The sequence below is a fragment of the Streptomyces lycii genome (genome assembly GCF_009735685.1).
GTDB classification, from domain to species: domain Bacteria; phylum Actinomycetota; class Actinomycetes; order Streptomycetales; family Streptomycetaceae; genus Streptomyces; species Streptomyces lycii.
In genome coordinates this window covers 1-15,004 of record NZ_WHPN01000230.1, presented here as the reverse complement: position 1 = coordinate 15,004, position 15,004 = coordinate 1, and the positions used below count along the sequence as shown (strand labels likewise).

13 protein-coding genes are annotated in these 15,004 nt (G+C 72.4%); 4 read left to right on the top strand and 9 right to left on the bottom strand.

What is annotated here, in order from left to right:
* A partial coding sequence (locus GCU69_RS09300; protein WP_156205651.1) for a hypothetical protein occupies positions 1-236 on the bottom strand: 236 nt, incomplete at its 3' end.
* 108 nt (positions 237-344) lie between these two features.
* Here GCU69_RS09300 and map point away from each other — a divergent pair.
* Together map and GCU69_RS09290 are read left to right on the top strand one after the other, a co-directional pair.
* On the top strand, positions 345-1,202 hold the full coding sequence (gene map, locus GCU69_RS09295; RefSeq protein ID WP_098751645.1) for a type I methionyl aminopeptidase: 858 nt from the start codon (positions 345-347) through the stop codon (positions 1,200-1,202).
* Positions 1,203-1,372: 170 nt separating this feature from the next.
* Positions 1,373-2,068, top strand: a complete 696-nt coding sequence (locus tag GCU69_RS09290) for a biliverdin-producing heme oxygenase (protein WP_156205649.1) — start codon at positions 1,373-1,375, stop codon at positions 2,066-2,068.
* An 8-nt stretch (positions 2,069-2,076) separates the two neighbouring features.
* Here GCU69_RS09290 and GCU69_RS09285 read toward each other — a convergent pair whose 3' ends face one another.
* Positions 2,077-3,609: a hypothetical protein gene (locus GCU69_RS09285; protein WP_235978347.1), complete on the bottom strand. Its 1,533-nt coding sequence runs from the start codon at positions 3,607-3,609 to the stop codon at positions 2,077-2,079.
* A gap of 153 nt (positions 3,610-3,762) precedes the next feature.
* Here GCU69_RS09285 and GCU69_RS09280 point away from each other — a divergent pair, with 153 nt between their 5' ends.
* Entirely contained in the window at positions 3,763-4,917 is a 1,155-nt protein-coding gene (locus GCU69_RS09280; RefSeq protein ID WP_156205648.1) for a glycosyltransferase, read from the top strand.
* Positions 4,918-4,997: 80 nt separating this feature from the next.
* Here GCU69_RS09280 and GCU69_RS09275 read toward each other — a convergent pair whose 3' ends face one another.
* The 4 genes from GCU69_RS09275 to gmd all read right to left on the bottom strand — a co-directional run bounded on the left by GCU69_RS09275 (position 4,998) and on the right by gmd (position 10,440).
* A complete protein-coding gene (locus GCU69_RS09275; RefSeq protein ID WP_098751648.1) occupies positions 4,998-5,867 on the bottom strand; it encodes a glycosyltransferase in 870 nt (289 codons plus the stop codon).
* Positions 5,864-6,574 carry a hypothetical protein gene (locus tag GCU69_RS09270; RefSeq protein WP_156205646.1) on the bottom strand — a complete coding sequence of 237 codons (711 nt, stop codon included), beginning with the start codon at positions 6,572-6,574 and terminating at the stop codon, positions 5,864-5,866. Before GCU69_RS09270 ends, GCU69_RS09275 begins: the two co-directional genes overlap by 4 nt.
* The gene (locus GCU69_RS09265; RefSeq protein WP_176604552.1) at positions 6,571-9,300 is read right to left on the bottom strand and encodes a LamG-like jellyroll fold domain-containing protein; all 2,730 of its coding nucleotides are present in this window, start codon (positions 9,298-9,300) and stop codon (positions 6,571-6,573) included. The genes GCU69_RS09270 and GCU69_RS09265 overlap by 4 nt, the downstream gene beginning before the upstream one ends.
* 126 nt (positions 9,301-9,426) lie before the next feature.
* On the bottom strand, positions 9,427-10,440 hold the full coding sequence (gmd, locus tag GCU69_RS09260; RefSeq protein WP_098751650.1) for a GDP-mannose 4,6-dehydratase: 1,014 nt from the start codon (positions 10,438-10,440) through the stop codon (positions 9,427-9,429).
* A 108-nt stretch (positions 10,441-10,548) separates the two neighbouring features.
* Here gmd and GCU69_RS09255 point away from each other — a divergent pair, with 108 nt between their 5' ends.
* Entirely contained in the window at positions 10,549-11,496 is a 948-nt protein-coding gene (locus tag GCU69_RS09255) for a GDP-L-fucose synthase family protein (RefSeq protein ID WP_156205644.1), read from the top strand.
* Positions 11,497-11,617: 121 nt separating this feature from the next.
* Here GCU69_RS09255 and GCU69_RS09250 read toward each other — a convergent pair whose 3' ends face one another.
* From GCU69_RS09250 to GCU69_RS32605, 3 genes are all read right to left on the bottom strand, one after another.
* The gene (locus GCU69_RS09250; protein WP_098751652.1) at positions 11,618-13,087 is read right to left on the bottom strand and encodes a sugar transferase; all 1,470 of its coding nucleotides are present in this window, start codon (positions 13,085-13,087) and stop codon (positions 11,618-11,620) included.
* Between the two features lie 237 nt (positions 13,088-13,324).
* On the bottom strand, positions 13,325-14,569 hold the full coding sequence (locus tag GCU69_RS09245; RefSeq protein WP_156205653.1) for an MATE family efflux transporter: 1,245 nt from the start codon (positions 14,567-14,569) through the stop codon (positions 13,325-13,327).
* Between the two features lie 224 nt (positions 14,570-14,793).
* Positions 14,794-15,004 (bottom strand): hypothetical protein (locus tag GCU69_RS32605; protein ID WP_170315812.1); only part of this gene is annotated, 211 nt, incomplete at its 5' end.

Below are 15,004 nucleotides of genomic sequence, written 5' to 3'. Positions count from 1 at the left end.
GACTCCGGGGCGTCCGTGCCGTTCCCGCCCTGCTTGTCGTGCCAGCGGGGGTCGGTCTCCCACTCCAGGTTGCGCTCCTGGGCGGTGTCCATCGCCCGTCCGGCCTCGGCCCGGCTCGCGTACGGACCGAAGCGGTCCTTGGCCGGGCACTCCGGGCCCTCCTCGACCTTCTGGTGCTTGAGGCAGTAGTACCACTCGCCCGGCTTGCCCGCCGTCTGCTTCTTGAACAGCGCCATCGCCGCCCACCTCTCCTCGCCGGACCGTCGTCCGGGCCGCTGCCCGGCGCGTCTGCCCGGTCCACTGCCCGCCATGCTGCCCGATCGGCCGCCGATACACTCGTCAGCATGTCTGGCCAGTCGCTTCTCGTGCCGGGGACACTGTCCCCCCGCCGCTCCGTACCCGCCTCCATCCCGCGCCCCGAGTACGTGGGCAAGGACGCCCCGACCCCGTACACCGGTCCCGAGGTGCAGGACACCGAGACGATCGAGAAGATGCGGATCGCCGGGCGGATCGCGGCCCGCGCCATGGCGGAGGCCGCGAAGCACATCGCGCCGGGCGTCACCACGGACGAACTGGACCGGGTCGCGCACGAGTACATGTGCGACCACGGCGCCTACCCCTCCACCCTGGGCTACCGGCACTTCCCGAAGTCGCTCTGCGCCTCGGTCAACGAGGTCATCTGCCACGGCATCCCCGACTCGACCGTGCTGCGCGACGGCGACATCGTCAATCTCGACGTCACGGCCTACATCGGCGGTGTGCACGGCGACAACAACGCCACCTATCTCTGCGGCGACGTGGACGAGGAGTCCAGGCTGCTGGTGGAGCGCACCCGGGAAGCGCTGAACAGGGCGATCAAGGCGGTCAGGCCGGGCCGCCAGATCAATGTCATCGGCCGGGTCATCGAGTCGTACGCCAAGCGCTTCGGCTACGGCGTCGTGCGCGACTTCACCGGCCACGGCATCAACAGCTCCTTCCACTCCGGCCTGATCGTGCCGCACTACGACAGCCCGCACGCGACCGCGCAGATCCGGACCGGCATGACGTTCACCATCGAGCCGATGCTGACCCTGGGGACCCACGAGTACGACATGTGGGACGACGGCTGGACCGTGGTGACCAGGGACCGCAAGCGGACCGCCCAGTTCGAGCACACGCTCGTGGTGACGGAGACGGGCACCGAGATCCTGACGCTGCCTTAGCGTTCGCGGGCCTCCGGGGCGGGTAGGGATGCGCCCGACAGTTCCCGACATCCCGTCGGGAAGTCATTGACTTAGGCAAGCCTAAGTTGACAGAATCACGGAGGGCGGCCGCCGCGCAACACCGCGGACCCCGCTGTGCCGCCCTTCCCTCCCCGGCCCCGGAGGTCGTCTTGGACGCGTCGCACGGCACGCCGTTCTCCACCCTGATCCGCACCGCGTCGCAGGAGCAGCACACCGAGGCGGAGAACTCCGGCTTCATGAGCGACATGCTCGGCGGCCGGCTGGGGGTGGCCGCCTACGCGCTCTACACCGAGCAGTTGTGGTTCGTCTACGGTGCCCTGGAGGACGCGGTGGACCGGCTCTCCGAAGACCCGGTGGCGGGCCCCTTCCTGCGGCCGGAGCTGCTGCGCGTCCCCGAGCTGGAGCGGGACCTCACGCATCTGCGCGGGCCCGGCTGGCGGGACGGTGCCGTGCCGCTGCCCGCCACCGCCGCGTACGCCGCCCGGGTCACCGAGGTCGGCCGCTCCTGGCCCGGCGGCTATGTCGCCCACCACTACACCCGCTATCTCGGCGACCTCAGCGGCGGCCAGATCATCCGCGGCACCGCCGAGAAGACCTGGGGTTTCGAACGCAAGGGCGACGGCGTCCGGTTCTACGTCTTCGAGGAGATCGCCAATCCCGCCGCCTTCAAGCGGGAGTACCGGGCGCTGCTGGACGCGCTGCCCGCCGACGATCTGGAGAAGCAGCGCGTCGTCGACGAGTGCAGGCGCGCCTTCGCGCTCAACACGGCGCTCTTCCGGGAACTGGGGGCGCGCTTCGCCACCGGCCGCTCCGCCACGGGGGCGGGCGGGCCGCTCAGCGCGTAGCCCTGTCTTCAGCGCAGCAGCTTGCGGCGCTCCGAGCGGAAGGTGGTCACCAGCGCCAGGCAGAACAGCGCGATGCCGATGCGGCCCGCCGCCTGGAGCAGCGGTCCGCGCAGCAGGATGAACGAGTAGCCCGCGAGCAGCGGCACCACGATCGCGGTGATGTTGCCCGGGCGCTGGTCGTCGACGGTGCGCAGGGTGTAGCGGCGGTCGGCGCGGGCACAGCCGTACCCCACCGCCAGAAAGCCGCCGATCATGCCGGGGGAGCCGAAGTCCAGCCAGAGTTCGGCCCACAGGGGTGAGGACAGATTGGTGTTGTTCATGCCCATCCACTCGCCCACGCGCACCCCGGAGTCCTCCGGCTTGCCGTCCCAGACGGCGCGCGGCACGAAGAAGAAGGTGGTGCCGGCGAGCTGCCGCCCGTACGCGTGCCCGGCACCCGCCTCGACGAAGGTGATGGTGTTGGCGAACATCCCGATCTGGTCGTAGTCCTTGAGCGTCAGCGGCTCCACGAAGGACGACGACTGGACGGGCCGGTAGCCGTCCTCGTCGTAACGGAAGCGGTCCATGAAGGGGAAGAGCAGCAGCGCGGCCACCACGCCGAGCGCCAGCGACGCCCGGTACATCACGGGGCTCCGCGGGAAGGCCGTGAAGAGGATCGAGAAGGCGACGGTCAGGAACCAGTAGCGGGGGTTGGAGACCGGGTTGTTGACGACGGCGTTGACGACGACCAGTCCGGCCAGCATCAGCAGCACCATCGGGCTGCGCCGCGGCACCCGGGACGTGACCAGCCACCGGATGAGGATCAGCAGGGCGAGCAGCGCCGGTACGGTGCCGAAGCCGCGCAGGAACGCCGAGCCGACATTGCCCTGCGGCGCCGCCGCGCCCGCCGCCGTACCGGCCTCGATGCTCTCGCTGATGCCCTCGCGGCTGGTGAAGAACACGGCCGGGCCGCCGAGCTTGACGATGAACACCGCGCTGCACGCGTAGGCCAGCAGGATCAGCAGATAGAGGCGGCGGCGGCCGACGGACGCCGCCTTGGGCGTCCAGCGGATCCGCAGCGACGGCCGGTGCCGGGCCAGCAGGGCTCCCACGTCGAAGGCGACACAGCCGAACAGCACCAGTGCGATCGCGAGCACGGTGTCGGAGCGCGGCCCGACGACGGGCGTCGGGGTGCGGCCGAGCACAGCCTGTGCGAGCGGCGCGACGCCCATGGCGATGTAGCAGAACAGCCAGAAGGCGCCCTGCACGAGCCGCCGGCGGGCGGCGAGCACCATGGCGGCCAGCCGGGCCCCGGTGTAGCAGGTCAGGGCGAGTTGCAGCCAGTACGCGGCGTCGGGCGGCCCGGCCCCCGGCTGCGCGGCGACCACGGCGGGCAGCAGCACGACCAGGCCGAGCACCAGCGGCACCGCCAGCGCCCGCGACAGCACCGCCCGCGGCGCCGTGTCCGGGGCCGTGTCCCGGGCGGCGGCCGCCCGGTTCGCGGGCGGGGCGGCGGGCGGCGTCGGTGCCTGCCCGTCCGCCGCTGATACGTCGGTCGCCATGTCCCCCAGAACCCCCCACACGCCTCGCCCCGGGCCAGTCTAGAAGCCGTTCCCCCGGCGGGCGCTCACATCGGATGATCCGCCTGCGTACCGCGGGCGGCGCCGATAGCCTGACCCGACGATGCCGGGGGGCATCGGGGGGAGGAATTCTTCGTGAAGGTTCTGCATGTCGTCACCCTGCACACCCCGACGAACGATTTCGGGGGCCCCACCCGGGTCGCCCTGAATCTCTCCCGGGGACTGCGCGACCGCGGTGTGGACGCCCGGATCGCCACGCTCGGGGACGGCTTCGACGGCCCGCTGCCGACCGAGATCGAGTCGGTGCCCGCCTGGATGTACCAGGCCCGGCACGTGCTGCCCGCGTTCGAGGTCAGCGGCATCACCTCGCCGGCCCTGCTGGCCAAGGCCCGCCGGATGGTGATGGGGGCCGATGTCGTCCACGTCCATCTGATGCGGGACCTCATCACGCTGCCGTTCGCGCTCGTCGCGCTGCAGTGCGGCCGCCCGCTGGTCCTCCAGACGCACGGCATGATCGACCCGACCGAGAAGCGCGTCGCGCAGCTCGTCGACGTGCTGGGGCTGCGCCGGGTGCTGCGCCGGGCCGACGCGATCCTGCATCTGACGGAGATGGAGCGCCGGGACGTCGAGGCGGTCGTCGAACCGGACCGGCTGCGTCACACCCGCCGGCTGGTCAACGGCGTACGGCTGCAGGAGCGCAGGCCCGCGACCAGGCCGGGCCGCCCGCCGACCGTGCTCTATCTGGCCCGGGTGCAGGCCCGCAAGCGGCCGGAGGACTTCGTGTCGGCGATGCCGGCGGTGCTCGCCAAGTACCCGGACGCCCGGTTCGTGCTGGCCGGACCGGACACCGGCCCGCTCGCGGACGAGATGCTGGCCATGGCCGGCCGGCTCGGGGTGGCGGACTCGCTGGAGTACGTCGGCGCGCTCGGGCACGAGGAGGTGCTGGAGCAGTTGCGCCGCTCGGACGTGTACGTCCTGCCCTCGGTGGTGGAGCCGTTCGCGGTGTCCATCCTGGAGGCCATGTCGGTGGGGCTGCCCGTGGTCGTCACGAAGACCGGCGGGCTGTCGCCGGACGTCGAGGAGGCGGGCGCCGGGCGGGTGGTGGCCAGCCGGCCGGACGCCGACAACGGCCCGCTGGTGAGCCAGGCGATCCTGGAGCTGCTGGACCCGGCGGCCAACGCCGAGGCGTCGGAGGCCGCGTGGAACCTGATCCGCGACAAGTTCTCCATCGAGGCCGTCGTCGACACCCTCCAGGAGGTGTACGAGGAGGCCGTCGCGCGGCACCGCTGACGGCCGCTCGCGCGGTGCCCGGCCCGCCGGGGGCGTCCGGCGGCAGCAGCTCCGGCCAGGAGGTGCCGCCGCCGGACGGATCAGCCGCTCCCGCGCGGCTGCCGCTCCTCCCGCGTCCTCCGTCCCTCCCGCGCCTTCAGGCCCTCCCGCGTCTTCAGGCCGATCTGCCACCGGTAGAAGCTCATCGCCAGCGCGTAGTCCAGCCCGGCCCGCCCGTCGAGGAAGCCGCGCTTGTAGACGTAGGCGTAGGCGAAGGAGACCAGCGGCTTGAACGGCGCCTTGTGGAACAGCTGCCCCTGCCGGGTCTTCGCCAGCCGGGTCTCCTCCCGCACCTCGGGGTGCAGCTCCAGCCAGGCCTCCCAGTCGGAGTAGCGGTTGTGCCGGTCGAACCAGGTCCGTACGGGGTCCAGGTCCTCGTGCTCGATCGGGGAGCGCAGGGCCCGTACGGACTCGGCGACCGGCTGGTAGTGCCCCTCCTGCTCGCCCATGCCCGGTGCTTCGAGATCACCGAGCACCGGGAAGCGGCAGCGGGTGCGGTCCATCAGCGCCCGTTTGACGATGGTGTAGCCGTGCCGCAGCCGCTTCCCGGCGAACCAGTAGCCGAGCGGGATGTCGAAGGCGGCGACGTCCACCGGGCGGGAGAAGATCTGCCGCAGCTCGGACAGCAGCTCCGGGCTGGGCCGCTCGTCCCCGTCGATGAAGAGCATCCAGGGGATGTCGGTGCGGACGTTGTCCAGGCACCACTGCTTCTTCTTCGGGTACCCGCCGTCCCATTGGTACGGGACGACGTCCGCGCCGAGCCGTTCGGCGATCTTCACTGTGTCGTCGTCGCTGTCGGAGTCGACCACGACGACGGCCTCGAAGTGGCCGATGACGGATCCCACGGCCGCGGCGATGTTCTCCGCCTCGTTCTTGGTGGGGATCGCCACCACGATGGGGAGCTTGCTCAACCGTTGTCTCCTTCGTTCAGCCAGGCGTGGCAGCCCGTGCTGCTGACCTCGCGCGCCTTCCGCGGAACGGTGATCCGCGGCTCGGCTCCCTTGCTCCAGCTGCCGGAGTCCAGCTCCTTGCCGCCGGCGCCGAAGACCTGCCAGGAGCAGTCCTCGCCCGGCCCCGGGGCGCGGTAGCTGCCGGGCGCGACGGCCTTGCCGGGCTCCGGTTCGGCCGCGACCCGCAGGTTGCCGTCGGCGAATCCCCGGCCGGCGTCCGCCAGCAGCGGCTTCTGCTTCGGGCACAGCTGGGTGACGGCGTCCCGGGCGCCGGTGATCTCGCCGAGGATCAGCGAGCTGACGGCCATGTCCCGGTCGTGCCGCGCCAGATACGCGATCCGGTCGCAGGACTCCTGTCCGATCTGGAGGACGGCGGCCGGGTCGTTGCCCTCGGGGACCCGGCCGGAGAGGTATTCCTTCTCCCGCTCGGTGAACGATCCGGTGACCGGTTTCAGCTCCGACTCCGGTTCCTTGGGCCCGGGCGGGATGCCGTCCGGGTCCGGGCTCTCCGGCGGCCGCTCCCCGTCGGCGGGCGCCGATGCGGTACGGTCCTCCGCCGCCGGTGACGGGTCCTTCCCGCCGTCCCCCCAGCCGAGTACGGCGAGGAGGACGGCGGCGGCCGTCACCAGGACGACGGCCGCTCCGTAACCGGCGTCGCGACGGTTCACGGCGCCCCGAACGTGAGAGTGAGCTGCGGGTCCGAGGCGGTCCCGGACACCTCCCGGGCGAAGAACCACAGGCTGTCGGTGCCGGACGCGGTCAGCGCCACGTCGAGGTCGCCCCCGAGCGCCGCGGAGACCGCGCCGGTGTCCAGCGGGACCGTGTAGACCGCCCCGGGGACCGTGCCGGCGTTCAACGTGCCCAGCACGGTGCCCGACAGCTCCGGCCGGGTGGAGTACGTGGTCTCCGCCTCCGACCAGCCGCCGGTGACCGGGACGACGTCGGCCGGGTCCTGGGAGCCCGCGGCCGAGTCGTTGGAGGTGCGCACGCGCAGCGTGGCGCTCTTGAGCACCTCGCCCGCCGGTGGCGCGGGCAGCGGGAACCGCAGATAGGACAGATAGGCCGAGGAGCCCCGTACCGCGAGCTGCTGGTGCCCGCCGTGGGCCGCCGTCGGCGCCCCCTGGTTGACGTAGGTGTCGGCCGCCGCCTCGACCGTCACCACGGTGTCCGAGGGCGCGGTGCCCAGGGCGTGGTGCCGCTCGACCTGCGCGGCGGTCAGCGGGCCCGGGTAGACGGCCGTCTCGTCCAGCTGCCCGTCGAAGTAGTAGCTGGTCGGCTGGCTCGGCCAGTTGCGGAGCCGGTCGCCGCCGAAGCGCCAGTAACCGGGGAAGTTCTCGTTCTGGGTGACCAACGCGTTGGACTCCTCCAGTTCCCCGTCGACGTACAGCCGCATGCCGTTCGAGCCCTGGGTGGCGACGACGTGGTGCCAGGCACCGTCGTTGTAGGTGTCGTCGGTGACCAGGGTCCGGGTGCCGCCGCGGTACACGCCGAAGATCAGCCGGCCGGAGTCGGCCATGTAGACGTGCTTGTCGTGCCGGGAACTCTCCTGGAGCATCAGGTTGCCGAAGCCCGCCAGCATGCCGCCGGTCTCGGTGTCCGTCCTGAACCAGGTCTCGATGGTGAAGTCGCCCGGTGCCGGCTGGAGCCGGTCGCTGTAGGTGTAGGAGTCGGTGCCGTCGTGGCCGACGGCCGTGCCGAGACCGGGCACCGCGCCCGGGCTGACGGCCCGCTGCGGTCCCCCGACGTGCACGCCGGAGTTGTCCGTACCGGAGCTGTCCGCGGCGAAGGTGCCGCCCGGCTCGTCGTAGCGCCAGAACAGCTCGGCGCCGTCGGCGACCACCTGCGCGGCGTAGGCCTCGGACTCCGCGACGGCGACGGCCGACTGCGGGGAGGACTGGGAGCTGGTGTTGCTGCCGTCGCTCGCCGTCACCCGGTAGCTGTACGTCTGCCCCGGCGCGACGTCCGTGTCGGTGAAGGACAGCTGCGGCCGCTCCCACGGCCGGGACGAGCCGGTGACCGTGTGCACGGGCGTCGAGGAGCCGTTGCGGTAGACGCGGTACGTGAGCGAGCTGTCGTCCAGGTCCAGGCTGGACTGCCAGCGGACCGTGACCCCACCGGGCCCGTCGCTGGAGACCTGGGTCTGCGGCACCGACGGGTCGCCGGTGTCCGGGCCGCTCGCGAAGCGGGTCAGCCCCTGCTGGCCGCCGCCGTTGACGGTGGTGAACTCGCCGCCCACCCAGAGGTAGTCGGTGCCGCCCGCGGAGGACGTGGCCATCACGCGCGGCCCGATCATCTCGCCGAGCCCGTCGTTGGTGTCCGGGAACCAGCCGAGCAGTTCCGGGTCGTCGACGGACTGCGCCAGCAGGTGCATGCGGCGCTGGTTGGGGAAGCCGCCCATGCTGCTGCAGTCGTGCGCGTGGGAGCCGCTGTAGAGGACCGAGTCGTAGACCTCGACCGACTGGGTCGCGCCGAGGCAGGTGTCGCGCCAGCGCTGGTCGAGGGTGTCGAGGTCGAGGGCGATACGGCCGTCGAAGACGCCGCCGCCGCTGCCCTCGTTGGCGGTGTAGAGACCGGATGCGTCGGTGGTGAGGTCCTTCACCACGGAGGTGGTCGGGATGAAGCCGAGCGGGTACTCCCGGACCAGGTCGCCGGTGGCGGCGTCCACGGCGGCGAGGGCGTGCGAGTCCTCGCCGTTCACCTCGAAGAAGTCGCCGCCGAGGAAGACCCGGCTGCCGTCCGGGGACAGTTCGACGGCCCGGCCGGGCTCGTCCGCGTCCGCCCGCCAGGGCAGCACCCCGCCGTCGGCCCGGGAGACCGCGGCGAAGCTGTCGCGGGACTGGCCGCCGACGGTCTGGAAGTCGCCGCCCAGATAGACCGTGTCACCGCTGACGGCGAGCGCGCGGACGGTGGCGCTGACGGAGGGCCGGAAGTCGGTCCTCGGGGTGCAGGTGTCGATGTCGATCGCGGCCAGGCTGCTGACCGGTACGCCGTTCACCGAGCCGAAGAAGCCGCCCGCGTACAGCGTCTCCCCGTCCGGGGACACCGCGAGCGACCGCACCGTCGCCGAACCGGAGCCGACCGTGAAGGACAGTTCGCAGTCGGTCGGAGCGCCGGTGGCGGCGTCGAACGCCGCGAAGTTGACGGCGGGCCGCTGCTGGCCGGACGAGCCGCTCGGCGGCCGGACCGTTGAGAAGGTCCCTCCCGCGAAGACGACTCCGTCGTGTTCGGCCATGGCCCAGACGATGCCGTTGGTCTGCCAGGTCGGCAGGTCGTCGGCGGTGATTCCGACGGGCGGGGTGAGCGCGGCGGCCGGTGGTGCGCCTGCCGTTCCCAAGCCGATCAGAGATCCGGCCGCCAAAGACAAGGCAGCCGTGAATACCCCCACTTTACGCATTGAGCCCCCCCGGGCTGTGCATGCTCCCACGGCATCGCTGCCGCCTGTGGACGGCAGGGTAAGGCGTTGCTGACGCCGCGGTAAGCACTTTGGTTGAACTTTCGTCGCTCTTTCGTACGGTGCCCGTCATCTGTCGATGCGCACCGCTGTCCCGGCGAGTTCGGCGTCCAGCTGCGCGATGTCCGCCTCGACCATCACCCGGGCCAGCTCCGGCCACATCACCCGCGGCTTCCAGCCCAGCAGTTCCTCCGCCTTGGAGGCGTCCCCGATGAGCGCGTCGACCTCGGCCGGCCGCTCGTACTTGGGGTCGAAGCGGACGTAGTCCGACCAGTCCAGCCCGGCCGCGGTGAAGGCCGTCTCCAGGAACTGCCGTACGGTGCCGGCCTGCCCGGTCGCCACCACGTAGTCGTCGGGCACGTCGCGCTGGAGCATCCGCCACATCGCCTCGACGTACTCCGGGGCGTAGCCCCAGTCGCGTACGGCGTCCAGGTTGCCCATGTAGAGCCGCTCCTGGAGACCGGCCTTGATGCGGGCCACGGCGCGGGTGATCTTGCGGGTCACGAAGGTCTCGCCGCGGCGCGGCGACTCGTGGTTGAAGAGGATGCCGTTGACCGCGAACAGGCCGTACGCCTCGCGGTAGTTGACCGTCGCCCAGTAGCCGAACACCTTGGCACAGCCGTACGGGCTGCGCGGGTGGAACGGCGTCCGCTCGTTCTGCGGGGGCGGTGTCGCGCCGAACATCTCCGAGGACGAGGCCTGGTAGATGCGGGTGTCGATGCCGCTGGCGCGGATGGCCTCCAGCAGCCGCATCGCCCCCATGCCGGTGACGTCGCCGGTGTACAGCGGGGCGTCGAAGGAGACCCGTACATGGGACTGGGCACCGAGGTTGTAGACCTCGTCCGGCCGCAGGTCGCGCAGCAGATTGACCAGGGCCACGCCGTCGGACAGGTCCGCGTGGTGCAGCACCAGGGTGCGGCCGGGCTCCTGCGGGCCCTGGTAGATGTGGTCGAGCCGCTCGGTGTTGAACGACGAGGACCGGCGCACCAGACCGTGCACCGTGTACCCCTTCGACAGCAGCAGCTCGGTGAGATAGGAGCCGTCCTGCCCGGTGATACCGGTGATCAGCGCGCTCTTGCCCATACGTGTCCCCCCTCGGGACGGGGCCCGGAGGCCCCGGTGTGAACCGGAATCCAAGGATTTCTGGTATGCGGTGCTACGGGGTCAAATGCCCTGGCACAATCCGGTGCCATGACGCAAGCGAATGAGCTGCTTACCCCGGGCGCCCGGATATTCGTGGCGGGCCACCGCGGCCTGGTCGGGTCCGCGATCACCCGCCGCCTGACCGCCGACGGCCACGAGGTGATCACCCGTGGCCGGGCGGAACTCGATCTGCGCGACGCCGCGCGGACCGAGAGCTTTCTGCGCGACGTCCGGCCGGACGCCGTGGTGCTGGCCGCCGCCAAGGTCGGCGGGATCATGGCGAACTCCACGTATCCCGTGCAGTTCCTGGAGGACAATCTGCGGATCCAGCTGAGCGTCATCACCGGGGCGCACGCCGCGGGCACCGGGCGGCTGCTCTTCCTCGGCTCGTCCTGCATCTACCCGAAGCTGGCCCCGCAGCCGATCCGCGAGGAGTCGCTGCTCACCGGCCCGCTGGAGCCGACCAACGAGCCGTACGCCCTGGCCAAGATCGCCGGAATCACGCAGATCCGCGCCTACCGGCGGCAGTACGGCGCCTCGTTCATCTCCGCGATGCCGACCAATCTCTACGGCCCCGGCGACAACTTCGACCTGGAGACCTCCCATGTCCTCCCCGCACTGATCCGCCGCTTCCACGAGGCGGCGCGGGACGGCGCGGACGAGGTCACCCTCTGGGGCACCGGGACGCCGCGCCGCGAATTCCTCCACGTCGACGACCTCGCCGCGGCCTGCGCGACACTGCTGCGCCGCTACGACGGGGACGACCCGGTCAACGTCGGCTGCGGCGAGGACCTGACCATCCGGGAACTCGCGGAGACCGTGCGGGAGGTCACCGGATACCGGGGCCGGATCGCCTTCGACAGCACGAAGCCCGACGGCACGCCGCGCAAACTCCTCGACATCTCGCGGATCTCCGCCCTGGGCTGGAAGCCCGCGATTCCGCTGCGGGACGGCATCGCGTCCGTCTACGCGTCCTGGCGCGCCGAGGCCGGCTGACCCCGCCGCGCGCCGCCGTCCCGCTCCCCCGGCCGGTGCCTCCGGCACCGGCCGGGCGGAGCGTGCGGTGTGCTGGGCCGGGACTCCCCGGCCGGGCTTGCTCAATCCGCCACCCGCCGCTTCAGTACGCCCCGCGGCCGTCGACGACGGCACGGAACGTCCGGACCAGCAGGTCGATGTCGCCGCCGATGGACCAGTTGTCGGCGTAGCGCAGATCCAGCGACACGCTCTCGTCCCACGACAGGTCGGAGCGCCCGCTGATCTGCCAGAGCCCGGTCAGGCCCGGTTTCACGACGAGCCGGCGCCGTTCCACCTCGTTGTACTGGGCGACCTCGTCGGGCAGCGGCGGCCGCGGTCCGACCAGTGACATCTCGCCCATCAGGACGTTCGCCAGCTGTGGCAGCTCGTCCAGCGAGCTGCGGCGCAGAAACCGGCCGACCCGGGTGACCCGGGGGTCACGGCGCATCTTGAACAGCGGGCCGTCCTGCTCGTTGGCCGCGGCCAGTTCCGCCCGGCGCTCCTCCGCGTCGACCACCATCGTGCGGAACTTCCACATGGTGAACGACTTCCCGTGCTGCCCGATCCGGGTCTGCCGGTGCAGCACCGGGCCGCTGGAGTCCAGCCGTACGGCCACGGCCAGCAGGGCGAACAGCGGCGAGAGCAGCAGCAGGCCGAGCAGCGCCCCCGACCGGTCGAGCGCCGCCTTCAGCACCACGTGCAGCCCCTGCCGGGCGGGCGGGGTGACGTGCAGCAGCGACAGCCCGGCGACGGTGGCCATCCGCAGCCGCCGGAGCGCCACATCGGTCAGTCCCGGCGCCAGGGCCAGCGGCAGCCCCGCGTCGTGCAGCGCCCAGGAGAGCCGGCGGAGCCGTTCCCCGCCGAGCGCCGGGCCGGGCGCGACGAGCACGAGTTCGGCGGCCAGTTGCTCGGCGGCCGCCAGCACCGGGAGCCAGTCCTCGTCCGCGGTCGCGGGCGGGGCCGAGCAGAGCCGGGCCAGCGCCGGAACCCCCGAGGTCAGCGGCGCGTCCCCGACCGGGACCGCGCCGGTCACGACATACGCGTGGTCGGTGCGCGCGGCCAGGTGCTCGACCACGTCGTCGGCGGCGCCCGCCTCCCCGATCACGAGCACCCGGTGCACCGACTGCGCCTCCCGGCGCTGCGCGGTGAGATGACGGTGGATCACCTTGCAGCAGGCGACCGTCAGCAGTGGTGCGGCGGACACGCTGAACAGCGCCATCAGTGGTTCGGACCGCTCCCCGGCGGCCACCCGTGCCACCGCGAGCAGTCCGAGCAGTGTGAGCCAGTCGTGGAGCACCGGCAGAAAGCCCCGGGACTCGCCCAGGGCGTGCGCTCCGTATCTTCGGCGCACGGCCCGGACGGCGACCCACAGGGCCCCGGCCGACAGCGCCGCGGTCAGCGGATACGGCTGGCCGGTGCTGCGGAACAGCAGAGCGACGGGCACCACGATGCCCAGCGTGTCCGTCGCGATCGCAGCCGGCAGATACCACCCCGATTTCTCACTGCGCCGGCGCGGAATATTGCTCCGTACAGTCAATGGCGGTCTGGAAGCAGACGTACCGATACGCCGCATGAACCCCCCTGGCACATCGCGACCTGTTGGCAGCGCGCCGGCCCCTTCCCCAAGAGGCGGCGCGCCCAAGTGCACATGACCGTAGGGCAAACAGACGTGCGGCCGCTGCCCTTTGCCGAAGTTTGTCGCATAGACATACCGGAGTTCACCTGCCGGTGACCTGAACCGGTTCGCAGGTCGGCGGCCCGCTCCGGCCGGCCGGGCGCGGGGGACCCCCGCGGGCACAGGTGACGCGATTCACGCGCCCGGTGAGCCGGCCGCCCGGCGCCCGCCGGCGGGACGCGGCGTGCCCTCGCGCCGGACGTAGGCGATCCGGATCCAGCTCCCGGCCGCCTTCAGCGCCGACCCCAGACACAGGCCCCAGGCCGCGCCGAGGACGCCTCCGAGGGCATATCCGGCGACCAGGAAGGCCACCGACAGCAGGGAGAAGACGACCTGGAGGGGCAGCGTCGCACGGGGCCGCAGCACCCGCAGCGTCAGCAGGGCGCAGGTGCCCAGCGCCATCGCCGCGTACTGGCTGCCGGTGGCCGGGAGGAGCGCCGAGGACGCCGCCCAGGTCTCGCCCAGGAGTTCGCGGCCGAGCCGGTCGGGCAGCGCGAGGAGGATTCCGGCCCAGCAGGCGGCGACGGCGGCGAGCAGCCCGCCCAGGACGGCGGTGACCCGGATCTTGCCCCGCGTGCCCCGGACCCGGCCGAGCAGCGGCGGCCCGAACGAGGTGGCCGCGTTGAAGAGGACGTTCAGCGGCCCGAACAGGGTGACCGCGCCGCGCAGCGCGCCCACCGCCAGCTGGTTGGCGAAGAGCCCGAGCCCGACGATCGCGAGCTGGCTGGAGGCGTTCCCGACGGCGAACTCGATCACGAAGCGCCGCCCCAGATGGCCCCGGCGCAGCAGGCGCCGCGGATCGCCGCGCACCCCGCGCAGCCTCGGCCGCAGCAGCGCGGCCCCCACCAGGAGCGCGGGCAGCGCGGACAGTCCCCACACGGCGATCAGCCGGGTCGGCCCGGTGCCCTGCGGCTGCACGGCCAGGGCGGGGACCACCGCGGCGAGCCGCACCAGGTCCGCGGTGAGGGCGTGCTGCGGGAGGCGGAGCGTGGAGAAGCAGTAGCGGACGGCGTCCTGGGTGAGCAGCACCGGCAGCACCAGCCCCAGTACGGCGAGCCCGGCGGCGGTCTCGCCGGGCACGAGGGCGAGCGTCCCGGCCATGACGGCCCCGGCCGCGGCCGAGGCGGCGGCGGTGAAGGCGACGGCGGACCGGCAGGCGGACCGTACGGCGTCCGCCTCGCCGCGCTCCAGGACGAGCGCCTGGCCGACGTAGGAGACGGACAGGCCGAGGAGTACCGCGAAGACCGTGTAGACGAGCGAGAAGACGGAGAAGCCCTCGGCGGTGGACAGCCGGGCTGCGACGACCAGCACGGCGATGTTCGTGAGCGCGGAGACGCCCTGGTCGGCGACGGAACACACGACGGCCACCCTGGTCCGCAGCCCGCCCCCGGAGCCACCCGCGCCGGCGGAACCACCCGCGCCGCCGGGGCTGCCGGGGCTGCCGGGGGCGACACCGGGTGTCGGCCTGTCGGCTGAAGGCCCGTCAGGGTCCGGCCCGCCGGCGGCGCTGCCGCCCGCTGTGCTGCCGTCGGTTGTACGACTGCCCGGTGCGGGCCCGTCAGGTGTGCGGCCCTCGTCCGGGTCCCGCGCCGGACCGGGCCGGGTCACCGGCCGTGCGGGCGGGACGGCTCCGACGCGCTGTCGGCGGCGGCCTCGGAGACGTCCAGTGCGCGCAGCGTGAGCGTGCCCGAGTCGTCGTCGCCGGGGTGTCCCCTGCGCCTGCGCTTCGAACGGCGCTTCCCTTCCCGGCGGCTCTCCCCGGCCTCGTCCCGGTCCTCGTCCCGGTCCTCGTCCGCGGACTGCTCCGGCCCGGTG